The sequence below is a fragment of the Paraburkholderia nodosa DSM 21604 genome (genome assembly GCF_000519185.1).
In the GTDB taxonomy this organism is placed as follows: Bacteria; Pseudomonadota; Gammaproteobacteria; order Burkholderiales; family Burkholderiaceae; genus Paraburkholderia; species Paraburkholderia nodosa.
In genome coordinates this window covers 196,225-220,493 of sequence record NZ_JAFA01000001.1, presented here as the reverse complement: position 1 = coordinate 220,493, position 24,269 = coordinate 196,225, and the positions used below count along the sequence as shown (strand labels likewise).

Here is a 24,269-nt window from a genome sequence, read left to right as displayed (position 1 = left end):
GGCCTTGCAGGCCGCCCCGCAGCGGGAAACACCCCAAACCACTTCTACCCAGCGCTTACTTCGAAGCGAGACCCATCTGCTGACGCACGCTCTCCACGTTGTCGCGCGTGGCCAGCATGCCGGTCGTCAGCGTGAGCAACGGCGGTTCCTTGCCTTGCGTGATCCACGTGTACATCAGGTCCGAGGTTTCCTCGCCGTGACGCTTCGGGCTGATGATGACCGTGCCGTAGAAGCCCGTCGGCTGCGGCTTCTTGAACTCGTTGAGCGCGGAGTCCGAGCCGCCGATGCCGATGCCGATCATGTTGTCGGCCTTGAAGCCGCGGCCTTCCGCTGCGCGCACGGCGCCGAGCACGCCTTCGTCGTTCAGCGCGTAGGCCACCCAGTGCTTGTACTGCGGGTTCTTGGTGAGCGCGATATTGGCGGCGTTGAAGGCGTTTTCCGTGTCGGTCTTCGCTTGCGGCGCCTGGACGATGTTCGCCTTCGGGAAGCCCGCGGCCACGAGTGCGTCGGTTGCGCCGCTCGTGCGGTCATGCGCCGTCGGCAGCTGCTCGTAGGTCACGTCGATGGCGCCGACGTCCTTCATGTCCCAACCGCGCTTCTTGATTTCGGCGGCGATGCCGTCACCCACCTGCTTGCCGATGTTGTACGCCGAGATGCCCATGTGCGGCACCGACTCGATCGGCTTGCCCGCGCCATCGACGAGGCGGTCGTCCACCGTCATCATCTTGAGGTTGTCGGCCTTGGCCTTGGCAACGATGCCCGGTCCGAGCTTCACGTCAGGCGTGCAGATGATGAACCCCTGCGCCTTTTGTGCGGCCAGGTTGTCGATCGCGCTCATGACCTTCTCACCCGAGGGCGCGCCGATCTTTACCAGCGTGAAGCCCTTTTCCTTCGCGGCCGTTTCCGCGAACTTCCATTCGTCCTGGAACCACGGCTCTTCGGGCTGCTTCACGAGGAAGCCGATCTTCACCTGGTCGGCGGCCTGCGCGACGGGCGCTTGCGCGAACATGGCAGTGGCGGCTGCAGCCACCAGCGTCAGAAAGATGCGTCGTTGCATGTTGCTAGTCTCCTGTCTTCTTCAGTCACGGGAAGGGTATCGGCCGCCTCTTCTTTTACCCGCCACGGCGCGCGGCCAGCGCTGCGGCGGATTCCTGCGTATTCGTTCTAACCTCGCGTTCCTTCGTGCTGCGAATTACTTTTTCAACGCCCTCATTCGTGATGGAGCGCCGTGCGGCCGCCATCTATCGTGATACAGCTCGCGTTGATGAACGGCGCTTCGTCCGAGGCGAGGAACACCGCCGTCATCGCGACTTCCTCCGGGCGGCCGATGCGTTTCATCGGCGGCAACTCGAGCGTGGCCTTGCGCGCCGCTTCCGGGTCGGGCTGCGCGTTCCACCAGTCGTGCGTGAGCTGCGTTTCGATGTAACCCGGCGCGATGGCGTTCACGCGCACGTTCTTCGGCGCGTACTCGATGCCGAGCGCACGCGTGAGCCCGATCACGCCGTGCTTCGCCACCGGGTACGGGAAGCAGCCCGGAATGATCTGGAATGCGTGCGTCGAGGCGATGTTGATGATGCTGCCCGCGCGGCGCTCCACCATGCCCGGCAGCACGGCGCGGCAGCCGTTCCACACGCCGTCCAGATCGACGGCGAAGCAGCGGCGCCAGTCGTCGTCGGTCATCGTGAGCGGGTCGGCGAACACGTTGATGCCGGCATTGTTCACGAGCACGTCGACCGGGCCGAAGGCACGTTGCGCTTCTTCCACGGCGGCGCGCAGCGAGGCGGACTGCGTCACGTCGGTTTGCACGGCGAGGGTTCGCGCGCCTTCGCATCCGTTCGCAATCTCGCGCGCCGTCGCAACGGCCGTCGCGCCATCCAGTTCCGCGAGCACGACGGCGGCGCCCTCGGCCGCGAACGCGCGCGCGATCGCCGCGCCGATGCCGCGTCCGGCGCCGGTTACGAGCGCGACCTTGCCCGCGAGGCGATTCACTTCTGCGCTCCTTGCACAGCTTTCCAGCCTTCGATGAAGGCCAGCGCGTTCGCACGCGTGGCCGCCGCGTCCTGGCCCGGCTTGTAGAGCGCGGAGCCGAGGCCGAAGCCGCTCGCGCCCGCGGCCAGCTGCGGGCCCATGTTGTCCGGCTTCACACCGCCCACGGGCAGCAGGGGCACGATCGGCGGAATCACGGCGCGCCATGCCTTCGTTACGGCCGGGCCGAGCTGCTCGGCGGGGAACATCTTGAGCGCGTCGGCGCCGTGCTTGAGCGCCGCGAACGCTTCGGTCGGCGTGGCGACGCCGGGCACGCACGCGAGGCCCTGGAGCTTGGCGGCGAGGATCACGTCGGTGTCGGCGTGCGGCATCACGATCAGTTCGCCACCCGCTTCGCGCACGTCGCGCACGCGCTCAGTGGTGAGTACGGTGCCCGCGCCGATCAGCGCGTCGTCGGGCAGCGCCTGGCGCAATGCCGCGATGCTGTCGAGCGGCTGCGGCGAATTGAGCGGCACCTCGATCATCCGGAAGCCCGCGTCGTAGAGCGCGCGGCCATGCTCGGCGGCCTCGGCGGGCTTGATGCCGCGCACGATCGCGACCATGCCGCACGCGCCGAACGCGGCGACGAAGCCGGCGTGTGGCGTGTACGGGGCGGGCAGATTCAGTTCGGGTTCCATGTCGGCTTCCTGTTGCTTGGCTTCGTGTCAGGTTCGGTTCAGCGCATTTGCAGCGCATTTGCAGCGCATTTGCAGCGGGTTCGCGGCGGGTTCGATTCATCGGCACGCGTTTAGCGCGGCGTGACGAGCCCGGCCTGCACGGCGATGCGCCAAAGCCCGTGTTCGGTCGCCTGACGCACGAGATGCGCGCCGCTGCATCCGAATGCGGCAAGCGCCATGCGGTAACGCTCGCATAACGCCTCGGCGCCGATCAGCTGCGGCGCGCAGCCGGCGAGCGCCACGTCGCGCCGCGACAGCGCCGCTTCGAGGCCCGCCAGCTCGTGCCCGATCACGAGGCCCGAGAGATAGTCGGGCTGCTCGTCGGCGGCGAGCTGGGCCGTGAGGCCGAGTGTGCGCGTGCTGAACGCGGTGGCCAGCAGTCCCACGCAGCCCTGCTCGCGCGCCACGCCCACGCCGCGCAGGAACGCTGCGGTGTCTGGCTCGACGGGATGCTTCATCGTGCGGCCGAGGATCGTATGCGCGCACAGCGCCGCGTAGACCTCGCCCGTCATGAAGGTATAGAAGCGCGCAATGCGCTCGCCCTCCACCACCACCCATTTCGCGTGCGTGCCGGGCAGTCCGACGAGCGCCGTTTGGGGCTCGGCTTCGTCGCCCGATGCCCCAAGCGCGCCAAAAATTTGCGTTTCCTCGCCACGCATCACGTTAGGCAACGCACCCGGCTCGAGCACGCCCGGCACCACGGCGACTTCGGCGCCGCACGCGGCGCGCACGCGCACGATGCCGGCCACCAGCGCCTGGGCGCTCGCGGGCGTTTCGACGTAAGGCGCCTGCACCCAGCCCTGGGCGCTGCCGACCATCCCCGCGGCCAGCACCGGTAGCGAGGGCGTTTGCGCGAGCCACACGCCGCACGCTTCGTCGAAGGCGGCGTCGAACCCGCCTTCTTCGGCGGGCACGGGCAGGTTCATGATCCCCGCCGTCGAAACACGCGTGGCGATCACCTTGCCCGCCGCGTCGAACAGATACGCGCGCAGCGAAGTCGTGCCCCAGTCGAGCGCGATGAGCGCGGCTTCGCGAGCGGTCGCAGCGTCGGTGGCCGCGCCGCTTACAGGCTTCTCGCGTGCTTTCATCGACGAATCCTGCGCGTGGTGGGCTGCGGCGCACGCCAGCCCAGTTCCTGCGAAATTGCGCGCGCCTCACGCTGCACGACTGGAATCAGTTCGTCCATGCGCTCGAGCGGCATGTAGGGAATCGTGCTCGCCACCGAAAGCGCCGCCACGATCGCGCCGGAAGCGTCGCGCACCGGCGCCGCCACGCAGCGGATCGAAATTTCGTTCTCCTCCAGATCGAACGTGTACCCGCCCGCCGAGTAAGTCGCCATGCGCTTGAGGAAGGTATCGGGTTCGAGGCTGTGATCGGGACGAAAGCTCACGCCCGCGAGCGTTCGGCGCGACGCGTCGAACAGGTCGCGCCACGATTGCGGCGCGAGGTCGAGCATCATCGCCTTGCCGATGCCCGTGGACGCGAGCGGCATGCGGTGCCCCACGCGCGAGCGCATTTCGAGGCCTCGCTGGCCGGGAATCTTGTCGATGTACAGCACGTCGTCGCCGTCGCGCACGCCGAGGTGGATCGTGTCGAGCGTTTCGTCGGCGAGCGCCTGCAGATGCGGCCGCGCAACGGCCGTGAGCGGCATCTGCTCGAGCGCGATGGTGCCGAGTTCGATGAGCTTCGGCCCGAGCAGGTAGCCGCCCTGCACCTGGCGCAGGTAGCGCGCCTGCACGAGGCTCGAAACGAGACGGTGCGTGGTGCTGCGCGTCGTGCCGAGCACCGCGCCGAACGAGCGCAGGTCGCGCACGCCGGCGGCGGCCGCTTCGAGGATCGCGAGGCCGCGCAGGAGCGTCTGGGTGCCGGCCTGCTGCATCGAGCCGTCGAGCAACGTGCTCGCGACGCCGATTTCATCGGCGGCGGGGCGGGCTTTGGGCTGCGCTTGCGCGGAGGTTGCCGCGGCGTTTTGCACGGGCGCGGCCTCGTCGGGGAGATTCGCGGCGAGTGTGGAGGACATCGCTTTGTTCATGGCGAGGGCGACGAAAGGAGACGATCGAAAGGCGCGTGCCGTCAGGCGGCGCGCGAACCGTGCTTCGGGAGACGGCCCGGCGCGTGGGCGGCCGGAACTCGGACAGGTAGCGGCGGGCGGCGCGTGGCCGCGCAAAGCGCTGGCTGAAGCATGGCGAACGTCTCCTTTGCGGTCCGGTTCGCTCCGCGTCTTGCGCGTGCGCCGGATTTATCTGGGTCTGCCGACGATGTTTGCCGAGCGATGCAGTCGCGGCTTATCGGATGGACTGGATTGTAGGCAGGTTTTTTCGAGTTCTCCAATATGTGATTGGGTCGCTCATATATTGGGAAAATCGACGAACATGGGTGCCGTCTGCCGAATGGCTAATGAGGGACAGAAATGGACGCAGTGATGCCCCGCCGGCATGAAGGTCAAGCTTCGCATTACCGCCGCCACCCAGTGCGACGGCAGCACGCAAGAAAAAACGGCTGCCGGATGACTCCGACAACCGTTTTGCGCCACACTCTATGAGGCTTTCGCGTATCGCCAGAGGGCGCGCCCTTACTTCCCGGCCGGCGCCTTGTAAGCCACGCAGTCGACTTCAACCTTGCAGTCCACCACCATGCTCGACTGCACGCAGGCGCGTGCCGGCGGATGCTCGCCGAAGTACTCGCGGAACACCTTGTTGAACGAGGTGAAGTCGCGCGCGTCGTCGAGCCACACGCCGCAGCGCACCACGTGCTCCGCGCCATAGCCCGCTTCCTTCAGGATCGCGAAAAGATTCTGGATGGCCTTGTGCGACTGCTCGACGATACCGCCGTTGATCACCTCCCCGCCTTCCATCGGCGTTTGGCCCGAGACGTACAGCCAGCCGTCGGCTTCCACGGCGCGCGCGAACGGCAGATGTTGTCCGCCCTGGCCCTTGCCGCCTTCCGCTCCAATTCGTTTCATCGTTTGCTCCTTTGAGATCGTGCGGCGCGCGCGGCTTTTTGGGCCACACGCGCCGGGGGTCAGAATTCGATAGATAAAGCCTGCTTAAAAGGCCGTCGCCTCGGCCTGCGCCTCGCGTTTGCCGCGCGCGACGAAATGGCCCGCGCGCTCGCCCGTGGGCTGCCCGTCGCGGTACGAAAGCACGCCGTTCACCCACACCGCGTCGATGCCCTCCGCCACCTGCTGCGGCTTCTCGAACGTCGCCGCGTCGCGCACGCGGGCGGGGTCGAACAGCACGAGGTCGGCGTGCCAGCCCACATGCACCTCACCGCGCTGCGAAAGACCGAAGCGCCGCGCCGACAGGCCCGTCATCTTGCGCACCGCTTCTTCGAGCGGCAGCAACGCCGCGTCGCGTGCGTAGTGCCCGAGCACGCGCGGAAACGCGCCCCACAGGCGCGGATGCGGCAGCGGATCGTTGGGCAGTCCATCCGAACCGACCATGGTGGCCGGATGCGAAAGAATGCGGCGCACGTCGTCTTCGGACATGTTGTGGTACACGGCGCCCGCCGGTTGCAGACGCATGCCCGCTTCCTGCTGCGACACGCCCCACTCGGCCGCGATGTCCTTGATGAGCTTGCCTGCCTGCTCCGGGTGCGGCGTGGACCACGTGATCGTGATGTCGATGTCGCCCGTCACCTGCTTGAGATCCAGCGTCGAAGAGCTGCGGCTATACGGATAGCAGTCGCAACCGACCGGCTGATACTTGCGCGCGCTTTCGAGCGACGCGAGCACCTCCGTGCTGCGCCCCCAGTTGGAGGGGCCCGCGCACTTCAGATGCGAAATCACCACCGGCACGCGCGCATGCTGGCCGATGTGGTACGCCTCGTTCATCGCTTCGAGAATCGCGTCGAACTCCGTGCGCATGTGCGTCGTGTAGAGCGCGCCGGCGGCGGCAAGCGGCTGGGCAAGCGAGGCGACCTCTTCGGTCGATGCCTCGAACGCCGAACCGTACGCGAGGCCCGTGGAAAGGCCGAGCGCGCCGTGCGCGAGCGCGTCTTCGAGTTGCGCGCGCATGGCCGCGATCTCGTCGCCGGTGGCGGCGCGCTTCAGGTCGTTCATGTGATTGTTGCGCAGCGCCGTATGGCCGATCAGCGCGCCCACGTTCACGGCGGGCCGCGCCGCGTTGACCGCGTCGACGTACGCAGAGAAAGTCGGGTAGCTGAACGCGTCGCGCTCGCCGAGCAGGTTCATCGGGTCCGGCGGATCGCCCTTGAGCGTCACCGGCGACGCGCTGATCCCGCAGTTGCCGACCACCACCGTCGTCACGCCCTGGCTGATCTTGGGCAGCATTTGCGGCGCGCGGATCACGTGCGTATCGTCGTGCGTATGGACGTCGATGAAACCCGGCGCGAGTGCGCGCCCATTGGCCTCGATCACCTCTTCCGCGAGCCAGTTCGACAGGTTGCCGATTGCGACGATGTGTCCGTCGCGCAGCGCCACGTCGCGTTCGACGGGCGGCGCGCCAGTGCCGTCGTAAAGCATGGCGCCGACGATCAGCGTGTCGGCGGCTTCGGGGTGCGAATGCATACGCGTCTCCTCAGGATGGCTCTTAGTCACCGAGCGGCTGACGTTCGCCGCCGCCGCGATGCGCGTCCAGCGTGTGCTTCATGCGGCGCAGCAACTCGCGGCTTTCTTCGGGTTGCGCGAGCGCCAGTTCGGTCACGAGCACGTCGAGTGCCATCATCATCGCGTAACGCGACGACGACGGCTTGTAGATGAAATCGGTCTCGCTCGCGACGATCGGCACGAGCCAGTCGGCGAGCGCGGCGAGCGGCGAAGCCGGCGCGGTGAGCGCGACGAGCTTCGCGCCGTAATCGCGCGCGATGCGGCACGCGTCGACGAGTTCGGGCACGCGCCCAGTTACGGAAAGCGCGACGACCACGTCTTCGGGCGAGAGCGTGCTCGCCACCATGCGCTGCAGCAAGCTGTCCTGGTACGAAGCCACCGGACGGCCCAGGCGCACGAGGCGAAAGCGCGTTTCGTCGGCGAGCGCGCTCGAGCCGCCGCCCATGCCGAACACGTAGATCATGCGGGCCTGCGCCAGCGTCGCGGCGGCCTGCGCTAACGGCGCCTGGCAAAGCAGCTCGTGGTTGCGCGCGAGCGCCGTGTGAATTTCGTCGTAGACGCGCGTGGCGAGCGGTTCGGCTTCGCCATTGGCGTCAGCGGCGCGCGGCTTGCCCGCGCCTTCGGAAGCGCCGGCTGCCCCGCCGCGCAGGAAGCGGTCGCCCACGGCGGCCGCCTGGGCGAGCCTCAGCTTGAGTTCGCGCACGTCGTGGCAGCCCACCGCCTTCGCAAAGCGCGTAACGGAGGCAACGCTCACGCCCGCGCGCTGCGCCAGCTCGCCGATGCTCGCGCGCGCGGCGCGGGCAAGGTCGTCGAGAATCAGCGCGGCCACGTCGCGCTCGGCCGGACGCAATTCGGGCACGCTTTGCGCAATACGCGCGACGATGTCGAAGCGGGCCGGATCGGCGGCGGTGTTCATTGCAGGAAGTCTGTTAATAAATAACAATTCACGAAGCGATGTTACTTTGTGTACTATCTCCGAGTCAACGCTGGTTCGTAGAACTCCGGCGCAGCTGGGACGCATGAAGCATATGGAGCGAAGGGAAATGAAAGTTACAAACTATCAGAGTGCAACGATCGACCCGAACAGCAAGGGCCTTGGCAACGTACCGGGCGCGAGCGTGCCGCTCGGGGACGCCGGGCGCCTCGAATGGAATTTACTCGAAGAGGACGTGAGCCTGCCCGCTGCGGTGCTTTATGCCGACCGCGTCGAGCACAACCTCAAGTGGATGCAGGACTTCGTCACGCGCTATGGCGTGAAGCTCGCGCCGCACGGCAAGACGACGATGGCGCCGCAGCTCTTTCGCCGCCAGATCGAAACAGGCGCGTGGGGCATCACGCTCGCCACGGCGCACCAGACGCGCGCCGCCTACCGCGGCGGCATCTCGCGCGTGCTGATGGCGAACCAGCTCGTGGGCCGCCGCAACATGGCGATCATCGCCGAGTTGCTCAGCGATGCGAGCTTCGAGTTCTTCTGCCTCGTCGATTCGGTGGAGGGCGTGGGGCACCTGGGCGAGTTCTTCCGCGCGTCGGGCCGCACGCTGCAAGTGCTGCTCGAACTGGGCGTGCCGCGCGGCCGCACGGGCGTGCGCGACACCGACACGCGCAACGCCGTGCTCGCGGCGATCGCGCGCTATCCCGATTCGCTCAAGCTGGCGGGCGTGGAAATCTACGAGGGCATCCTCAAGGAAGAAAGCGAAGTGCGCACCTTCCTGCGCGACGCGCTGAACGTCACCCAGGAACTGGCCGCCGCCGGCCGCTTCGCGCGCACGCCCGCCCTGCTTTCGGGCGCGGGCTCGGCCTGGTACGACATCGTCGCGGAAGAATTCGCGCCCGCCACGCAGGCAGGCACGATCGACGTGGTGCTGCGCCCCGGCTGCTACGTGACGCACGACGTGGGCGTCTACAAGCAGGCTCAGTCGCAGATCCTCACGCGCAACCCCGTGGCGCGCGAAATGGGCGTGGCGCTCCTGCCCGCGCTGCAGCTCTGGGCCTACGTGCAGTCGATTCCGGAGCCTGGCCGCGCCATCATCGGCTTCGGCAAGCGCGACGCCGCGTTCGACGCGGGCTTTCCCGAGCCGTCGCGCCACTATCGCCCCGCGAACGGCGGCGCGCCGCGCGAAGTGGCGGCAAGCGAAGGCTGGGAAGTGTTCCAGATGATGGATCAGCACGCCTACCTGAAGATTCCGGCGGGCGCGGACCTCGAGGTCGGCGACATGATCGCGTTCGACATCTCGCACCCCTGCCTCACGTTCGACAAGTGGCGCCAGGTGCTGATGGTCGATGCGAAATATCGCGTGACGGAAGTGATCGAGACGTTCTTCTGAGCGCGGCGTGCGTCGGTGCAGGCTCAGCCCGCTTCGGGCTCGGCCTCCCGAGCCTGCGCGAGCGCAGCGGCCGCCGTGGCCGCCTCGCCGATGCGCGCCTCCATCATCCCCAGCGCGCCTGATAGCGCCGCGAGCGCGTCGTCGGGCAGCGACATCGTCACGTTCAGGAACGCGTTGCGGCGCGGCAGGCCCTCTTCGGTCACGGCACGGCCTGCGCCGGTCAGCGTCACGTTGGTGATGCGGTTGTCGCGCTCGTCGGCGCGGCGCGCGATCCAGCCGAGCGCCTCCAGCGCCTTCAATTGGCGCGTGAGCGCGCCCGGGTCCACGCGCAGCCGCTCGACGAGCCGCTTTTGCGACGACTCGCCGTCCTGCTCGTAAAGTGCGAGCAGAATGCGCCAGCGCGGCAGCGGATGCCCGACCTGCGCCTCGAACGCCGACATGAACGTCCGGTAGGTCCGTCCGAACTGCTGCACGATGGCGATGCGATCCTGAATTTCCATGCTTTGTTTTCCTGCCGGCTTGATTGCCGGGCGTTTGCCGGTGTCCGTGCCGGTACCCGCCAGGGGCGGAACGTCTCAATCCGCGTGAATCACGGGCTCCACCTTGCGCTGCAGCTTGACCGGCGGCACGCGCCGGGTTTGCCAGATCGACACCACCGCGATCGCCGCCGCCACGGCAATGCCCAGGTGAATCGCGCCCACTAGCGCCTCGCGCGCGGCTTCGAGCAGCGGCGCGCCATTATGCCCGGCGTGTGCCAGATCGGCGATCAGCGAAGCCTGCGCGTCTCGATTGATGAGGATCTGCGGGTCGGCGAGCTGCGGCAGCCAGTGCGTGGCGTGATCGGCGTCCAGTGCGCGTTGCACGCCGCTCGAATAAAGCTGCGTGACCATCGTGCCGGTGAGCGCCGTGCCGATCATGCCGCCGATCATCCGCAGCGACTGCAACAGCGCTGTGGCGATGCCCAGATGCTCGCGCCCCGCAGTCTGCTGCGCGAACACGGTGAGGTTCGGCATGACGAAGCCAAGGCCGATGCCAGCCACGATCATGAACGCCATGAGCAGGCCGCGCGGCGTGCTGCGCGTGGCGAGCGCCACGGCGAAGCAGGCCACCGCGAGCATCGCGAAGCCGATGTAGAGCATCAGGTTCGGATTGCGGATGCGCGAGACGATGCGCCCGTTCGCGATACTGCCGATCGTGATGAACACCACGAGCGGGGTGATGACGACGCCCGCTTCCTTCGGCGTCATGCCGAAGCCGCCCTGGAACAGGAGCGGCGCGTAAAACAGCAGCGAAAACATCGTGAAACCGCCCAGCACGGCGAGCGTGAAAAGCGCATTCAGGCTCGCGTTGCGGAACATGTCGACGGGCAGGATGGCCTGCGGGCAGCGCCGCTCCCATTGCCAGAGCGCCCAGCCGGCCGCCAGCGCGAGGGCGAGCAGTCCGATGGCGGAAGCGCTGAGACCGTGGCCCGGCAGACGCTCCACGAAAAGCTGCAGGCTGCCGAGCGCGACCGCGATGAGGAGCGCGCCTGGCCAGTCGAGCCGCATGCGCGCCTCGTGCGCGACGTGTCGCAGATGCGGCAGATACTTCCAGACGAAAAACAGCGAAAGCAGGCCGACGGGCAGATTCACGTAAAACACGGAACGCCAGCCGTAGTACTGCGTGAGAAAGCCGCCGAGCGACGGCCCGACCGCATTGGCGATACCGAACGCAGAACTCATGAGCACCTGCCAGCGCAGGCGCACGACCGAATCGGGGAAGAGGTCGGGAATGCAGGCGAACGCCGTGCCGACCAGCATGCCGCCGCCGATGCCTTGCAGCCCGCGCGCAATCACGAGGAACAGCATGCTGTTGGCCGCGCCGCACAGCACGGAAGCGGCGGTGAAGACGACGATCGACGCGATCACGAACGGCTTGCGCCCGTAATAGTCGCCGAGCCGCCCGAAAATGGGGACGGTGATGACCGAAGTGAGCAGATAAGACGTGGCGACCCACGCGTAAAGCTCGAAGCCGCGTAGTTCGGCGACGATGGTCGGCAGCGCGGTGCCCACGACGGTCTGGTCGAGCGCGACGAGCATCGTCACGAACGAGACGCCGAGCATCGCGAGCAGCGACTCCCGGAACGGCAGAACCTGCCCGCTCGAATGTTGGGCAGCGGTATGAACGGCCATTTTTTGATCCAGCAACGATTGACGCGTCAAAGATTGATCATCATAGCACGGCGCGATCCACTACACTGGGGCGTCGAACGGCGGCGATGCCCCGCCGTCGTTGCTGAAAATCCGGGAGCGCAATGGAACCCACGACCGAACCCCCAGCCGCACATCCGGCCCGAGCGGTCGCCGCCGCTGCCTTCACCGAGACCGATCTCGACGCGCTGCGGCACGCCAAACATCAGCTCGAAACGCCGCCGCTCGGCATGAAGCTTGCGGCGATCGTGGGTGCGCCAGTAGAAAAGCTGATCGCGCGGCTGCCCGGCCTGGCCAACGACAAAGTGACCGATGCGACGCAAGCCGCGCTGCGCAAGTGCCTGCAGCTCGCATTGAAGACGCTCGGCAAGCCCGGTGCGCTTACCGCGGCCGACGGCGCGCAGGGAGCAGATGGGACACGCAGCGTACCGCGCGAGCGAGCAAGGCCGAGCAACCTGCTGCACAAGTTCGCGGTGGCGACCACGGGCGCGGCGGGCGGCGCGTTCGGCCTGTTCGCGCTGCCGGTCGAACTGCCCGTCACGACCACGCTGATGTTTCGCTCGATTTGCGACATCGCACGCAGCGAAGGCGAGAATCTGGCCAGCACCGACACGCAGCTGCAATGTCTGACCGTGTTCGGCATGGGCGGCCGCTCGGCCGCCGACGACGAAGCCGACTTCGGCTATTTCATCGTGCGCGGCGCACTCGCGAAGGTGGTATCGACGGCGTCGTCGGAAATGGCGACGAAGGGCTTCGCCGCCCACGGCTCAACTGCGCTCCTCAAGCTCATGCAGACCGTGGCCGCGCGCTTCTCCGTGCAGGTGAGCGAGCAGGTCGCGGCGAAATCGATACCGGCCATCGGCGCGGTGCTCGGCGCCATGGTGAACACCGTGTTCATCGACCATTTCCAGCAAGTGGCGCATGGGCACTTCACCGTGCGCCGGCTCGAGCGCCGCTACGGCGAAGCTGCCGTGCACGCGGCCTATGACGCGATCGACGTCTCGCTCGATTGAGGCGGCTGCGGTTTCTCGTCGCCGCGTACTGGCACAGGGGTCACGCGGCGCACGAAGCTCGCGGCGACGTCGAGCGTGCGACGCGCTTCGGGCATGAACGGCGCATAGATCGGCCAGATGTGCGGCATGCCGCTGGCAATCTCGCACTCCACCGCCACGCCGGCGGCGCGCGCGCGCTCGGCGACGCGGCGCGTATCGTCGAGTAGCGTTTCGGAGCTGCCCACGAAGAGGCTGAGCGGCGGCAAGCCGCGAAAGTCGGCATAGAGCGGCGACACGTAGGGATCGGTCGCACTGGCCGAGCCGAGGTAGAACGGCGCTATGCGCGTGAATACCTCGCCGCTGAACATGGGATCGCGCCCGTCGTTCTCGCGTATCGAAGCGCCCGTCGCCGCCAGATCGGTCCACGGTGAAAAGAGCACGGCGCCAGCGGGGAGCGCGTCGCCTGCGTCGCGCAAGGCGACGAGCGTCGCAAGCGCCAGCCCGCCGCCCGCCGAATCGCCGCCAATCACGATCGAGCCGGGCTGCGTTCCTTTCGCCAGCAAATGGCGATAGGCGGCCAATGCGTCCTCGAGCGCGGCGGGAAACGGATGCTCGGGCGCGAGGCGATAGTCGAGCGAGAAGACGTCGGCGCCAGCGCGCTTGCCCAGACCAAACGAAATCGCGCGCTGCGAGCGCGGCGAACAGAAGTAATACCCGCCGCCGTGCAGATAAAGGAGCGTGCGCTGCGCGGGCGAGCGCTCGCGGATGAGCCACTCACCGCGCATCGGGATATCGGCGGCGTCGTACTGTTCGCGCAAGCGCCAGCCGTTCGGCACGCCCGGCGTCCAGATGCGTCTCGCCGTCAGCATGCGCACGCGTGCGACGTTGATCGACCTGCGCGTTTGCGGCAGAAAAGTGCGGCGCAAGAACCTGCAGATCAGCCTGCTTTGCCAGCTCATCGGCTCAGCCCTCCGCAGCACTCAACCCGGCCTCAACCAGCACTCGGCGGCGGTCGATCGGCGTCCCGCAATCAGACGTCGATCGCGGGAACGCGCGGCGCGCACAGGACGGCGGGGGAGGCGAACGATCGAACGCCGGTCAATTGGCGGGCAGCACCTGGCCGCGAATCTCGCCTGACGGGTTCTGCGCCGTATGAATGTTGAAATACCACTGGCCGCCCATCAACTGGGTGACCTGCTGCTCGTTGAGCGTGGCGGAACCCTTGATCGGACTCGCCAGTTCGCCCTTCGGAATCGGTACCTGCACGCCAGCGTTCTGTCCGACCGGCGCGGGGCCGTGGAAGTGCGCGGCCGCCGCCGGGCCGGAGAGGCCTTCGTAGGTGATCGTCCAGTTCAGCGTTTTCGTGGACGTGTCGAACGTGGCGTTGAGCATGCCGTGGCCCTGGCTCACGCGCGGCGGGACTTCGCTGGACGGTTCGAGATCGGCCTTGAGCGCGACGGTGTCGGCATACGCGGCACTGGAGGCGAGGACGCACAGAGCGAGAGCGAGCTGCAGCGGACGAAGCAAATTCATGGAATTTCTCCTGTTTTTTGTGGCGCGCTGCACCAGAAGGCGCAAAACCGCGCTCTCACATGCTAGAGCAAATCCGCTGGGCGCGTCCGCTGCACCGATGTCGGCCCAGCGTAAGCAGCACGCAATAAAAAGAAGGCGCAGCAAGCGGCACCTTTCAACCCAGGTACTACCTTTTTGCCATCCGGTGTTCCACGTTCCCGTTGCGATGTTTGTGACAATCGCCACCGGGAACGACGCCACCGAGTTCCTGGAACCGGTGACGAAAGCCCGTCGTGGCGATCCGCTGGTTCTTGCTCGATAAGAACCGCCGTCCGACGTGTAGCCGACTTGCGTCAGGCCCACGGCGTTCTGGCCTGCGCCCCACATGCCGACGCCTTCGAGGTGCGTGAATGCAACACTGCCTTGATTGGCATAGCGAAGTTTATCGGCGCCACCTTTTGACGAACCACCCGCTATCTCGACAAAAGCCTTTGCGAATTAATGGGATGCTACCAACGGTAGACCCTCAAACGCTTGTGACTCAATGCTCACGACTTATCTGGACTTTTTCTCTATCGATGATTCCATTCGGTATCCCGTTAGCACTTTGCAGTCAGACAACACCACCGATTCGGCATAAAGCATCCTTCGGACGATTCCCATTCCGCTCGCTCGACGTGCATTGGTAATTCTCGTCCCGGCATGCGCCAGTACATCTCGTCCAGCTTCATGGTTTTCATCGCAGCGCCCATCCCCCTCGTGTCCACACCGCCCAAACTCTCGCTCGTCTACCCCGGCGGCAAAAACACGCTCGCTCGTAGATTTCACCATCGAATGGTTTCGCCGACACGACACCGCAACAGCAAGCGCGATTACCCGCACTTCCTGTAATAGTTAATTGATTGAAATTATCTCGATTTCTCGTCCCACGGCGACTAAGCTACCAACTGCGAGAAGTGACTCTTCATCGAAGGGTCTCCAAGCTTGAACGCGGCTTCGGCCGCGTTTTTTTTCGCCCGCTTTTTGCCCTCTATCCCCCTGCGCCCGTCGATTTCCTGATGTACATCATTCAAGCGAGCAGCGGCGCCTGCTGCTCGATTCCGACCAGCATCGCCTGACAAGTGCGGATGAGCGCATAACCCTCCTCACGCAGTTGCCCGGCAATGTGACTGTTCATGTGACCTCGAAACGTCTCGAGCCCGGCGAGCAACGCAGGGTACTGCAGCACGCCCACAGCACCGGCAAGCCGGTGATGTCATTCCGTTCGGCATATGGCAACCGGTCATCAGGCAGGCCGTATTCGTATTCGGCCAGCGCTTCGAGCGCCTCTGCACCGTCGTCGTCAACGTCGTACATGAACCCGATCAACGCGAGTCGAAAGCGCATAAGCTCCTGACTCACTGGGTGGTCGTCCGCAGCAAGGATGAGACCGCGTCCGACAGCGCATTGCGGCTCGCGATCCGGCGCCGCAAGTGTCGTCGCAGTCGGTCATATCAAGCTGCGTGGCAAGCACGAGCGTCTTGCCGGCTTCGCCGACGAGGAGGGCTCGTTCTGTTACGAGCAGCCGGTTGGCCGCGCCGGGCCGGATGCACGCGTGGTCGGCGGCAATGATCACCCGAAGCGGCTTGCCCGTGCGAAGCGCGTCTTCTCGACCGACGCGGATAGTGTGCATGCGAGACCTCGCGTGCGAAGAACCGCTCAGGTTTGCTCGCCTGCGTCACGCCGCATTCGACCGCTAAGCGATCGAGCTCGACATCGTTGCTGAGCACGAGCTTCTTCATCGCCGCGCACTTTTGCGCGCTGTGCTGGTCGTCTTGACGCTGCGCCCCAAGCAGACTTGCGATTTCCGTCACACCGAGTCCCGTTGCATCGGGCGTGTTCACCTCGAATTTTCTTCGCGCGAGAATGCGGTGCACCTCTTCACGCCGCTCGACGTGCGCCGCTTCCGTGAGCAGGTCGGGCACGACCGGCCCGACGTATCGCTCGGGCGCCATCGCCGACATGATCGCAACCGGGATCAGGTCGATACGGTCACGCGTGCTGAGCATCGCATCCACCTCCATCTCGACGGTGTTGCGCAGCACGGAGGCCTCGCTTTCCATGGTGACCACGACCAGCGCCTTTGCGGGAACCCGCCGCGAAAGGCGCGGATGGCCTCTGGTCCGTCCGACTCGCCGGGAAACACCATGTAGAGGTCCATCAGAACGAGATCGAGCGCGCGATGCGCCGCACACTGTCAAGCCGTGACACGCGCGCGAGCGCGTTGTCGACTCCCGCCGGTGCGCCCGGCGTCGCTGCGCTCGCGCGGCGCCGCGAATGCGGGCCATGCCAGCGCGGCGCAAAGCGCGGCCGCCGCCCACACCGCCGGCCACCCGAACCACGACAACAGCAGGGGGATCGCCGAAGGCGCGACGAAGAACGCAACGAATGCGCCGGTGTTGCCCATGGCGAGTGCAGTTCCCACCCGACCGTTGCCCGCGAGCGTCGCGAGTTCCGTGAAGGCAACGCCGTGCCAGGCGGAAGCGGCGATACCGCCAAGCACGATTACCGCGGCGAGTAGCGTGACGAACGCTGCGCTTGCGCGATGCGCTGGCGAGGCAAAAGCCGTCAACGCGGCAAGCACAACGAACAGCGCGACGGTGAGCGCCGCGCAACCGCGCAGCCAGATGCGCCGGTCGCCGTGCCGGTCTGTCCAACGCCCGCCGTACACACGCATGAAGGCCGCGCCGCCCTGCACCGCCGCAAGCGTCGCGCTGACTGCCGCCGTACCCGCATGGCCGACGTCATGCAGGAAAATGCTCGCGAACGAGAGCACGGCCACTTGCGGAATGCACAGCACGCCAATGCCCGTCACCATGCGCCACACGGTGACGCTGCGCAGCGGCGAGACGGCGCGGTGTGCCTGCGCGAGCGCTTCGTGAGCGACAAGAGGGGCATGCGCGGCGTCCTGTTCGTGCGCGGGTTCGTGCAACCAGACGATCGTGAGCACGGTGGAGACCACGCACATCGCAGCGAGTGCACCGTACACGGCCGCGAATCCTACATGCTCGGCGAGCGCGGGCAGCACGAGTGCGCCAAGGCCGCCGCCGGCCGGCACGGCGGTTTGCCGGATGCTCATCGCAAGGCCGCGCTCGTGGCTGGCGAACCACGCCATCACCGCGCGCCCGCTCGAGCCGTTCACGCTTCCCCCAAGCAGGCCGAGCGCGAGCAGGCCAACCGCGAGCGTCGTCGCGCTGGGCGTGTGCGCGCCCGCCGGTGCGCCCCAGAGCGCCATCGCAACGAGAGCGAGCGCTGTGGTGGAGAGCCCCGTGAGCAGCACGCGCCGGTCGCCCCAGCGATCCGTCAGGAGGCCCCAGGGAAGCTCGCTCAGCACGATGCCAAGTCCCAGCATGCCGAGCACGACGCCCAGTTCGCCCGTGCCGATGCGGTAATCCGAGCGGATCAACACGCCCGTTGCGGGAATGCCGCCGAGCGCTGCCGCAAAACTGGCGTTGGCCGCCACGCCCACCGCAAGCACTTTCCAGCGGTGTGCCGCGCCCCGCGTCGTACTGCGTCCCATGATGAGCTCCAGAAAAGCGGTTGACTGAGGGCATCGTAGAGGCGCAACATCTATCGGAAAAGCGGGAAATTCCAATTCGTATGTTCGGAATTTCCGAATCATGAAATTGCATGAAGCGCACCGGATCAAGCTGAATCAATGAATGCACGCGGTTTCGATCTCGCGCAGCTGCGCACGTTTATCGCCGTGACAGAGGCGGGCAGTGTCTCCGCGGGTGCGGAGCGGGTGTTCCTCTCGCAGTCGTCGGTGAGCGAGCAGCTCAAGAAGCTCGAGGAGCGCGTCGGCCAGCCGCTTTTCGTGCGCAGCAAGCAGGGCATGACCGCCACGCCCGCGGGCGCGAAGCTGCTCGACCATGCGCGCCGCATCGTCGCGCTTTGCGACGCCGCCTTCGACGACATGCTCGGCCGCACGCTCGACGGCGAAGTGCGCATTGCGATCACGGACTATTACCGGCCGCACGACGTCGCCGAAATCATCCGGCGCTTCGCGAACCAGCATCCGCGCCTGCGTCTGCACGTGACCGTGCTGCCGAGCGCCGTGATCGACAACAGCGCCGACGATAACGCCTACGACATCGGCTTGTCGCTGCGGCTGATGGAGGAAGGCCGCGGCACGCACAAGAGCACGTCGATACGGCGCGAAAAACTGGTGTGGGTCGGCGCGACGCAAACGCTGCGCGAGCGGCCCGCGCTCACCCCGCCCTGGCCCCTCGTGCTGCTGCCGGCGACCTGCCAGTTGCAGCGCCGCGTCGTGAGGTTGCTCGACGAAGCGCGCATGCCTTACCTGATTTCGCATTCGGCTTCGGGCGTGGCCGGGCTGCAGCTCGCGCTCAAGGCGGGGCTGGGGATCTCGTGTCTGAACGAGTCGTCGATCGGCGAAGGACTGATGCCCTGCCCGACCTCATTCGGCTTGCCCGCTCTGCCTGCGGCCGAATTTCATCTGCTGCCGGGCCGGCCAGGCGAGTCCGCGCACGTGACGAACGCGCGCGCGGCGCTCGCGGAACTGCTCGTTTGAGGCGCTTTAGCCGGCGGCCTGAACCAGCTCGGCAAAGCGCAGCAGATCGACGTTGCCCCCGGAGATGAGCACGCCCACGCGCTTGCCGCGCACGTCCACCTTGCCGTGCAGCACGGCCGCCGCCGCGAGGCAGCCGGTGGGTTCGACCACGAGCTTCATGCGGCTCGCGAAGAACTTCATCGTATCGACGAGTTCCGCGTCGCTCACCGTGACGATCTCGCTCACGCGCTCGCGAATCACCGCGAAGGTCAGGTTGCCGAGATGCTGGGTTTGCGCGCCGTCGGCAAGGGTTTTCGGCGTGTCAATGTGGACGATCTCACCCGTGCGCAGGCTGCGCTGACCGTCGTTGCCGGCCTCGGGCTCGACGCCGATCACCGTGCACGCGGAAGAGAGTGCATGCGCGGCAGTCGCACAGCCCGAGAGCAGCCCGCCGCCGCCAAGCGGCGTGAGCAGCAGGTCGAGCTCGCCCGTTTCCTCGAACAACTCCTTGGCGGCGGTTCCCTGTCCGGCCATCACGTGCGCGTGGTCGTACGGCGGAATGAGCGTGAGGCCGCGCTCGGCCGCAAGCCGTTTGCCGAGCGCCTCGCGGTCCTCGGTATAGCGATCGTAAAAGACGACCTCGCCGCCATAGCCGCGCGTGGCTTCCACCTTCACGGCGGGCGCGTCGTGCGGCATGACGATCACGGCCTTCACGCCGAGCAGACGCGCCGACAGCGCGATCGCCTGCGCGTGGTTGCCCGACGAAAACGTGATCACGCCGCCCGCCTTCTGCTCCGGCGTGAACTGCGCGATCGCGTTATAGGCGCCGCGGAACTTGAACGCGCCCATGCGCTGCAGGTTCTCGCATTTGAAGAAAAGCTGCGCGCCTGTGCGTTCGTTCGCGGTACGCGAAGTCAGAACCGGCGTGCGGTGCGCGACGCCACGCAGGCGTTCGTGGGCGGCGGCGACGTCTTCGAAGGTAATAGGCAGAGTGCTCATGGTCGTTCTTCGGCTGGCAGGTAGGTGTAGACGGTCGAGCGCGCCACGCCGAGCGTGGTGGCCACGTCGGCGAGCGCATGACGCAGGTTCAGCATTCCGTTTGCCGCGAGTTCGCGCACGGCCTCACGGCGCTGCGCGAGCGTCATGCCGATGGGCGTGGTGTTGCGCGTGGCGGCGAATCGTTCGAGCGCCTCGCGCACGCAGCCCACGCCGCGCGGCGCGAGCGTTTCGGCGACAGGCGCAGCCGCGCTGGTCTGGATCAGCTGGCCGAGGCCCGCCGTCACCGCGCCGATCAGCGACACATCCATGTTCAGGCAGAGGGCCGCGACATACTCGCCCGCGCTGTTCTTGAGGCCGATGGATGTGCTTTTGGCCGGACGCCCGTCGGGAAAACGGTTCGGATAGTTGGCCACGACTTCGGGAAAGCCGGAGTCGGTGATGCGCGCGAGACCCATTTCGGTGGCGGCGTCGCCAACCTGCCGTCCTGACAAATTGTTCGCGATCGCCACGACGGAGTGCTCGGGCCGCGTGAGGTCGTGCAGCACCACCTCGACGAGCGGCGCGAGCGTCTGGCCGAGCGCCGCGACGATCTTCCCGCCTTCGCGCAGGAGCAGCGCGTTTTCGTCAGTGGATTGGCCGGAACGGGTTTTGCGGGTGGGCATCATGATGTTGGACATTTTGACAGTTAATGACTGAATGTCAATCGCTTGAATTGATCGCTGAGAGAGTTGCCGTGCCTGGCCGCCCGATGCGCGAAAAAAAACCCCGCCCGAAGGCGAGGTCAATCAGACACGAAGAAACACTACACACTGCATTGCTACTCAGACCGTGAAGCGCTCGCTGACGAACTGCGTGGACGGCACGCGCGCGCGCGCCGCCACCGCCTGCGCGGCGCCCACCATCGCGGGCGGGCCGCAAACATAGAGGTCGGGCGCCGCGCCACCCTCAGCGAGCGCGGCGGCGAGCGCGTCGACGGGAGTGCTGTGCGAGCCTTGCCAGCCATCACCCGCTTCGCGCACGCAAAGCTCGACGTGCAGTTGCGGCAGCGCCGCCCGAAGCGCGTCCAGTTCGTCGAGCAGGAAAAGCTCGCTCTCGCGATTTACGCCGTAAAAGAGCCGCGCGTCGTTCATTTCCCCGAATTCGGCCATGCGGCGCAGCATCGAGAGCACGGGCGCGAGACCCGTGCCGCCCGCCACGAACCAGCGCGGGCGCAGACTGTCGGCGATCAAACCGAAGCCGCCCTGCGGGCCGTGAACGGTGAGCACGTCGCCCGGCTGCGCCCGCTCGCGCAGATACGCCGAAAACTCGCCTTGCGGCCGCAGGCGGATGAGGAATTCGAGGCGCCCTTCCCAGTTGCTCGTGTTGGAAAGCGAGAACGGGCGCTTCACATCGCCTTCCGGCAACTCAAGCTCCGCGAACTGGCCCGCCTCGAACTCGGCGGCGCTGCCGCTCGTGTCGTCGGCATCGAGCAGCAGTTCGAGACGGCGCGTGTCGTCGGCGATCGTTTCCAGCGCGGCGATGCGCGCCGTGCGCGCGGCAACCGGCTGCAGCAGCACCTTCGTGCCGTCGTACGGCGCGGCGACGCGCAAGTCCGCCGAAGGTCTCGTGCGGCACAGCAGAACCACCTGCGGATCGCCGGACGGCAACGCGTCCGCACTGTGGTCGCCGAGCGTGTACGCCCCTTCGGTCACGGTGGCGTGGCACGCGCCGCAGCTGCCGCGCCGGCACTGCGAGGGCAACGTGATATCCGCCGCCGCCGCCGCGCTCAGCACGTCCTGCCCCGGCTCGCACGCGAAGCCGAACGCCTGGCCGTCGCGCGTGGTGAGCTCGATTTGATAACTCATGACGTTTTCACCCGCGCTCAAGCGGCCTTGCGCGAGAGGGCCGCGGCGAGGTCCGCTTGCGCCTCGCCGATCGGCGAGATGCCGAACTGCTTGACGAGAATGTCGAGGACGTTCGGCGTGAGGAAGGCGGGCAACGTCGGTCCGAGATGGATGTTGCGCAGGCCGAGCGCGAGCAGCGTGAGCAGCACCGCGGCGGCCTTCTGCTCGAACCACGACACCACGAGCGTGAGCGGCAGATCGTTCACACCGCAGTCGAAGGCCTTCGAGAGCGCGATGGCGATCTGGATCGCCGAGTAGCTGTCGTTGCACTGGCCCAGATCGAGCAGGCGCGGAATGCCGCCGATGTCGCCGAACCCGTGGCGGTTGAAGCGGTACTTGTTGCAGCCGAGCGTCATGACGACGGTGTCGTCGGGCGCGCCCTGGGCGAACTCGGTGTAGTAGTTGCGGCCGGGCGCAGCGCCGTCGCAGCCGCCGATCAGGAAGAAGTGGCGGATCTGGCCGGCCTTCACCGCGTCGATCACCTTGTCGGCCAAGCCGAGCACCGTGTTGCGCGCAAAGCCGATGGTGATGGTTTCCTCCGGCGCCGTTTCGCGGAAGCCCGGCAGCGCGAGCGCAGCCTGCACGACGGGTGCGAACGCGTGATGCTCGAGATGGCGCACGCCGGCCCAACCGACCGGCCCCGTCGTGAAGATGCGCTGACGGTACTGCGGCAGCGGCTCGATCAGGCAGTTGGAGGTCATCAGGATCGGGCCGGGGAAGTTCGCGAAGTCCGATTGCTGGTCCTGCCATGCGCCGCCGTAGTTGCCGGCCAGATGCGGATACGCCTTGAGCTTCGGGTAGGCATGCGCGGGCAGCATCTCGCCGTGCGTGTAGATCTGCACGCCGGTGCCCTGGGTGGCTTCGAGCAGCGCCTCCAGATCGCCGAGATCGTGGCCCGAAACCAGCACGGCTTTACCCGCCGCCGGCGTCACGCGCACGGCAGTGGGTTCGGGCATGCCGAAGCGACCCGTGTTCGCCGCATCGAGCAGTTCCATCACCTTGAGGTTCAGGTTGCCGAGCGCGAGCGCATGTTCGAGGATATCGCCGGCCTGCGTGGGTTCGCTCGCGAGAAACACAAGCGCCGCCTCCACGCCCGCGTAGACCTCTTCGCTCTCGTAACCGAGCACGCGCGCGTGATGGGCGTAAGCACACACGCCTTTGAGACCGTAGAGCACGAGGGCGCGCAAGCCCACGACATCCTCGCCCACCTTCGGGAGTCCGGCCCTGATGCCGACGAGCGCGGCCTGCGCCTGCAGTTCGGCGAGATCGTTGCCCGGTTGCCAGAGCGCAGCGCCGCCCGGCTGCGCAGCGGCAACGCCTTGCGCGAGCGCGAGCGCCTCGTACGTCGACTTCACGCGGTCGCGGTGTTGCGCGGCCTCGCGCAGCATTGCCACAAAACGGCTGGCGTTGAAATTGACGTTGGTCAGCGTTGTGAACAGCGCGTAGAGCATGAAGCGGTCGGCTTCGCGATCGGGGCTGCCGAGGCCGCGCGCGAGCGCGCCATACTGTGCGATGCCCTTGGCCGCGTAGATCAGCAGGTCCTGCAGATCCGCAGTCGTGGCGTCCTTGCCGCAGTTGCCCTTGGCCGAGGCGCACCCCGGTGTGGCCTGGGTGCGGTCGGTCTGTTCACATTGATAGCAAAACACGGCTTTCTCCTTTTCCTTGTGGGGCGACGGCGCGAGCAGTCTCGTAAGATGCAGAACTAATGCATCTTTTAAATGGTGACGCGCCGGCGGGAGTTTTGCCGTGACAAAAATCAGAAAACGTGTCGCTCGAGGCGGAGAAGCGACTGTGTGTGCGAAAACGTCGCAGCGGGACGGCGCTCGACTCGCTCAGTTTGCTACGTTCGCTCAGTTCGCCCGGTCCGCACGCACAAATGAAAAGCCCCGGCTCGACCGCAAGGTCGAGCCGGGGCTTCAGGTCCTGCAGATGCGTTCGGACGCCGTTAGAACGGAATATCGTCGTCCATTTCGTCGAAGCCGCCGCCAGCCGGCGCGCTCGAACGGCCGCCACCTGCGCCGCCGCCAGTACCGCCACCGCTCGAACGCGGCGCGCCGCCGCCGCTGTTGCCACCTGCGGCACGGCCGCCGCCACGCGGTGCGGACTGCTCACGGCTGCTATAGCCACCGTCGTCGCCCATGTCGCTGCCCGTCGAGGCGCCGCCGCTGCGGCCACCCAGCATCTGCATCTGGTCGGCGACGATTTCCGTCGAGTAACGGTCGGTGCCGTCCTGCGCTTGCCACTTGCGCGTGCGGATGCGGCCTTCGATATACACCGACGAGCCCTTCTTCAGGTACTCCGAGACGATCTCGGCCAGGCGCCCGAAGAACGACACGCGGTGCCATTCGGTCATTTCCTTGAACTCGCCGGACGCCTTGTCCTTGTAGCGGTCGGTCGTGGCGAGGCGAATGTTCGCCACGGCGTCGCCGCTCGGCAGATAGCGCACTTCCGGTTCGGCGCCGAGGTTGCCGACGAGGATCACCTTGTTCACGGATGCCATGAATTTCTCCTGTTTGATTCCGTTGCGAGGAGCGGCCGCGCGGTGCGCG

At 66.7% G+C, this 24,269-nt stretch carries 24 protein-coding genes; 4 read left to right on the top strand and 20 right to left on the bottom strand.

Annotated features, from left to right (window positions below; translation table 11 throughout):
- Positions 1-55: 55 nt before the first annotated feature.
- From A3CW_RS0101040 to A3CW_RS0101005, 8 genes are all read right to left on the bottom strand, one after another.
- Positions 56-1,057, bottom strand: coding sequence for an arabinose ABC transporter substrate-binding protein (locus A3CW_RS0101040; protein WP_028201902.1), 1,002 nt, complete (start codon positions 1,055-1,057; stop codon positions 56-58).
- A gap of 152 nt (positions 1,058-1,209) precedes the next feature.
- Positions 1,210-1,989 (bottom strand): SDR family oxidoreductase, encoded by a 780-nt coding sequence (locus A3CW_RS0101035; protein ID WP_028201901.1) that lies wholly within the window; start codon positions 1,987-1,989, stop codon positions 1,210-1,212.
- On the bottom strand, positions 1,986-2,663 hold the full coding sequence (locus A3CW_RS0101030) for a 2-dehydro-3-deoxy-6-phosphogalactonate aldolase (protein ID WP_028201900.1): 678 nt from the start codon (positions 2,661-2,663) through the stop codon (positions 1,986-1,988). Before A3CW_RS0101030 ends, A3CW_RS0101035 begins: the two co-directional genes overlap by 4 nt.
- Before the next feature lie 110 nt (positions 2,664-2,773).
- Complete coding sequence (locus A3CW_RS0101025) at positions 2,774-3,790, bottom strand: 2-dehydro-3-deoxygalactonokinase (RefSeq protein ID WP_051481084.1); 1,017 nt, start codon at positions 3,788-3,790, stop codon at positions 2,774-2,776.
- Positions 3,787-4,734: an IclR family transcriptional regulator gene (locus A3CW_RS0101020; protein ID WP_028201898.1), complete on the bottom strand. Its 948-nt coding sequence runs from the start codon at positions 4,732-4,734 to the stop codon at positions 3,787-3,789. Before A3CW_RS0101020 ends, A3CW_RS0101025 begins: the two co-directional genes overlap by 4 nt.
- Before the next feature lie 540 nt (positions 4,735-5,274).
- On the bottom strand, positions 5,275-5,664 hold the full coding sequence (locus A3CW_RS0101015) for a RidA family protein (RefSeq protein WP_028201897.1): 390 nt from the start codon (positions 5,662-5,664) through the stop codon (positions 5,275-5,277).
- 84 nt (positions 5,665-5,748) lie between these two features.
- The gene (locus tag A3CW_RS0101010; protein ID WP_028201896.1) at positions 5,749-7,230 is read right to left on the bottom strand and encodes an N-acyl-D-amino-acid deacylase family protein; all 1,482 of its coding nucleotides are present in this window, start codon (positions 7,228-7,230) and stop codon (positions 5,749-5,751) included.
- Between the two features lie 22 nt (positions 7,231-7,252).
- Complete coding sequence (locus A3CW_RS0101005) at positions 7,253-8,185, bottom strand: MurR/RpiR family transcriptional regulator (RefSeq protein ID WP_028201895.1); 933 nt, start codon at positions 8,183-8,185, stop codon at positions 7,253-7,255.
- Between the two features lie 127 nt (positions 8,186-8,312).
- Here A3CW_RS0101005 and A3CW_RS0101000 point away from each other — a divergent pair, with 127 nt between their 5' ends.
- Complete coding sequence (locus A3CW_RS0101000; protein WP_028201894.1) at positions 8,313-9,593, top strand: amino acid deaminase; 1,281 nt, start codon at positions 8,313-8,315, stop codon at positions 9,591-9,593.
- A 23-nt stretch (positions 9,594-9,616) separates the two neighbouring features.
- Here the strand turns inward: A3CW_RS0101000 and A3CW_RS0100995 are convergent, their stop codons facing one another.
- Positions 9,617-10,093, bottom strand: a complete 477-nt coding sequence (locus tag A3CW_RS0100995; RefSeq protein WP_028201893.1) for a MarR family winged helix-turn-helix transcriptional regulator — start codon at positions 10,091-10,093, stop codon at positions 9,617-9,619.
- A gap of 75 nt (positions 10,094-10,168) precedes the next feature.
- On the bottom strand, positions 10,169-11,764 hold the full coding sequence (locus A3CW_RS0100990; RefSeq protein ID WP_028201892.1) for an MDR family MFS transporter: 1,596 nt from the start codon (positions 11,762-11,764) through the stop codon (positions 10,169-10,171).
- 122 nt (positions 11,765-11,886) lie between these two features.
- Between A3CW_RS0100990 and A3CW_RS0100985 the strand changes: the two genes are divergently transcribed.
- Positions 11,887-12,795 carry an EcsC family protein gene (locus tag A3CW_RS0100985; RefSeq protein WP_028201891.1) on the top strand — a complete coding sequence of 303 codons (909 nt, stop codon included), beginning with the start codon at positions 11,887-11,889 and terminating at the stop codon, positions 12,793-12,795.
- Here A3CW_RS0100985 and A3CW_RS0100980 read toward each other — a convergent pair.
- Both A3CW_RS0100980 and A3CW_RS44785 read right to left on the bottom strand, forming a co-directional pair.
- A complete protein-coding gene (locus tag A3CW_RS0100980; RefSeq protein WP_028201890.1) occupies positions 12,765-13,733 on the bottom strand; it encodes an alpha/beta hydrolase in 969 nt (322 codons plus the stop codon). The genes A3CW_RS0100985 and A3CW_RS0100980 overlap by 31 nt on opposite strands.
- 139 nt (positions 13,734-13,872) lie before the next feature.
- Positions 13,873-14,307: a CHRD domain-containing protein gene (locus tag A3CW_RS44785; RefSeq protein ID WP_035512124.1), complete on the bottom strand. Its 435-nt coding sequence runs from the start codon at positions 14,305-14,307 to the stop codon at positions 13,873-13,875.
- On the opposite strand from A3CW_RS44785, the gene A3CW_RS52170 reads away from it, so the two are divergent.
- Entirely contained in the window at positions 14,306-14,608 is a 303-nt protein-coding gene (locus tag A3CW_RS52170; protein WP_154677826.1) for a hypothetical protein, read from the top strand. The two genes, A3CW_RS44785 and A3CW_RS52170, sit on opposite strands and share 2 nt — an antisense overlap.
- An 851-nt stretch (positions 14,609-15,459) precedes the next feature.
- On the opposite strand, the gene A3CW_RS54405 is transcribed toward A3CW_RS52170, so the two are convergent.
- The 3 genes from A3CW_RS54405 to A3CW_RS0100955 form a co-directional block, all read right to left on the bottom strand.
- On the bottom strand, positions 15,460-15,642 hold the full coding sequence (locus A3CW_RS54405; RefSeq protein WP_154677825.1) for a hypothetical protein: 183 nt from the start codon (positions 15,640-15,642) through the stop codon (positions 15,460-15,462).
- A gap of 137 nt (positions 15,643-15,779) precedes the next feature.
- Positions 15,780-16,397, bottom strand: coding sequence for a response regulator transcription factor (locus tag A3CW_RS50030; RefSeq protein WP_154677824.1), 618 nt, complete (start codon positions 16,395-16,397; stop codon positions 15,780-15,782).
- 125 nt (positions 16,398-16,522) lie between these two features.
- Positions 16,523-17,845, bottom strand: coding sequence for an MFS transporter (locus A3CW_RS0100955; RefSeq protein WP_035512123.1), 1,323 nt, complete (start codon positions 17,843-17,845; stop codon positions 16,523-16,525).
- A 138-nt stretch (positions 17,846-17,983) separates the two neighbouring features.
- On the opposite strand from A3CW_RS0100955, the gene A3CW_RS0100950 reads away from it, so the two are divergent.
- Positions 17,984-18,859, top strand: a complete 876-nt coding sequence (locus A3CW_RS0100950; RefSeq protein ID WP_028201887.1) for a LysR family transcriptional regulator — start codon at positions 17,984-17,986, stop codon at positions 18,857-18,859.
- A 6-nt stretch (positions 18,860-18,865) separates the two neighbouring features.
- Here the strand turns inward: A3CW_RS0100950 and A3CW_RS0100945 are convergent, their stop codons facing one another.
- From A3CW_RS0100945 to A3CW_RS0100925, 5 genes are all read right to left on the bottom strand, one after another.
- A complete protein-coding gene (locus tag A3CW_RS0100945; RefSeq protein WP_028201886.1) occupies positions 18,866-19,837 on the bottom strand; it encodes a threo-3-hydroxy-L-aspartate ammonia-lyase in 972 nt (323 codons plus the stop codon).
- Entirely contained in the window at positions 19,834-20,514 is a 681-nt protein-coding gene (locus A3CW_RS0100940) for a helix-turn-helix transcriptional regulator (protein ID WP_245623507.1), read from the bottom strand. Before A3CW_RS0100940 ends, A3CW_RS0100945 begins: the two co-directional genes overlap by 4 nt.
- A gap of 144 nt (positions 20,515-20,658) precedes the next feature.
- Positions 20,659-21,681 (bottom strand): FAD-binding oxidoreductase, encoded by a 1,023-nt coding sequence (locus tag A3CW_RS0100935; protein ID WP_028201884.1) that lies wholly within the window; start codon positions 21,679-21,681, stop codon positions 20,659-20,661.
- A gap of 17 nt (positions 21,682-21,698) precedes the next feature.
- A complete protein-coding gene (gene hcp, locus A3CW_RS0100930) occupies positions 21,699-23,366 on the bottom strand; it encodes a hydroxylamine reductase (RefSeq protein WP_028201883.1) in 1,668 nt (555 codons plus the stop codon).
- Positions 23,367-23,665: 299 nt separating this feature from the next.
- The gene (locus A3CW_RS0100925; RefSeq protein ID WP_028201882.1) at positions 23,666-24,220 is read right to left on the bottom strand and encodes a single-stranded DNA-binding protein; all 555 of its coding nucleotides are present in this window, start codon (positions 24,218-24,220) and stop codon (positions 23,666-23,668) included.
- Positions 24,221-24,269: the final 49 nt, after the last annotated feature.

Excerpts from the sequence above, each read along its gene's own strand:
- A3CW_RS0100990 (WP_028201892.1), bottom strand. The coding sequence starts at position 11,764 with ATGGCCGTTCATACCGCTGCCCAACATTCGAGCGGGCAGGTTCTGCCG.
- A3CW_RS0101005 (WP_028201895.1), bottom strand. The coding sequence starts at position 8,185 with ATGAACACCGCCGCCGATCCGGCCCGCTTCGACATCGTCGCGCGTATT.
- A3CW_RS0100995 (WP_028201893.1), bottom strand. The coding sequence starts at position 10,093 with ATGGAAATTCAGGATCGCATCGCCATCGTGCAGCAGTTCGGACGGACC.
- A3CW_RS0101015 (WP_028201897.1), bottom strand. The coding sequence starts at position 5,664 with ATGAAACGAATTGGAGCGGAAGGCGGCAAGGGCCAGGGCGGACAACAT.
- A3CW_RS0101000 (WP_028201894.1), top strand. The coding sequence starts at position 8,313 with ATGAAAGTTACAAACTATCAGAGTGCAACGATCGACCCGAACAGCAAG.
- A3CW_RS0101020 (WP_028201898.1), bottom strand. The coding sequence starts at position 4,734 with ATGAACAAAGCGATGTCCTCCACACTCGCCGCGAATCTCCCCGACGAG.
- A3CW_RS0100950 (WP_028201887.1), top strand. The coding sequence starts at position 17,984 with ATGAATGCACGCGGTTTCGATCTCGCGCAGCTGCGCACGTTTATCGCC.
- A3CW_RS0101040 (WP_028201902.1), bottom strand. The coding sequence starts at position 1,057 with ATGCAACGACGCATCTTTCTGACGCTGGTGGCTGCAGCCGCCACTGCC.
- A3CW_RS54405 (WP_154677825.1), bottom strand. The coding sequence starts at position 15,642 with ATGTACGACGTTGACGACGACGGTGCAGAGGCGCTCGAAGCGCTGGCC.
- A3CW_RS0100980 (WP_028201890.1), bottom strand. The coding sequence starts at position 13,733 with ATGAGCTGGCAAAGCAGGCTGATCTGCAGGTTCTTGCGCCGCACTTTT.
- A3CW_RS0100985 (WP_028201891.1), top strand. The coding sequence starts at position 11,887 with ATGGAACCCACGACCGAACCCCCAGCCGCACATCCGGCCCGAGCGGTC.
- A3CW_RS0100925 (WP_028201882.1), bottom strand. The coding sequence starts at position 24,220 with ATGGCATCCGTGAACAAGGTGATCCTCGTCGGCAACCTCGGCGCCGAA.
- A3CW_RS0101030 (WP_028201900.1), bottom strand. The coding sequence starts at position 2,663 with ATGGAACCCGAACTGAATCTGCCCGCCCCGTACACGCCACACGCCGGC.
- A3CW_RS52170 (WP_154677826.1), top strand. The coding sequence starts at position 14,306 with ATGGAATTTCTCCTGTTTTTTGTGGCGCGCTGCACCAGAAGGCGCAAA.
- A3CW_RS0100940 (WP_245623507.1), bottom strand. The coding sequence starts at position 20,514 with ATGTCCAACATCATGATGCCCACCCGCAAAACCCGTTCCGGCCAATCC.
- A3CW_RS0100955 (WP_035512123.1), bottom strand. The coding sequence starts at position 17,845 with ATGGGACGCAGTACGACGCGGGGCGCGGCACACCGCTGGAAAGTGCTT.
- A3CW_RS0101025 (WP_051481084.1), bottom strand. The coding sequence starts at position 3,790 with ATGAAAGCACGCGAGAAGCCTGTAAGCGGCGCGGCCACCGACGCTGCG.
- A3CW_RS0100935 (WP_028201884.1), bottom strand. The coding sequence starts at position 21,681 with ATGAGTTATCAAATCGAGCTCACCACGCGCGACGGCCAGGCGTTCGGC.
- A3CW_RS0101010 (WP_028201896.1), bottom strand. The coding sequence starts at position 7,230 with ATGCATTCGCACCCCGAAGCCGCCGACACGCTGATCGTCGGCGCCATG.
- A3CW_RS0100945 (WP_028201886.1), bottom strand. The coding sequence starts at position 19,837 with ATGAGCACTCTGCCTATTACCTTCGAAGACGTCGCCGCCGCCCACGAA.
- A3CW_RS44785 (WP_035512124.1), bottom strand. The coding sequence starts at position 14,307 with ATGAATTTGCTTCGTCCGCTGCAGCTCGCTCTCGCTCTGTGCGTCCTC.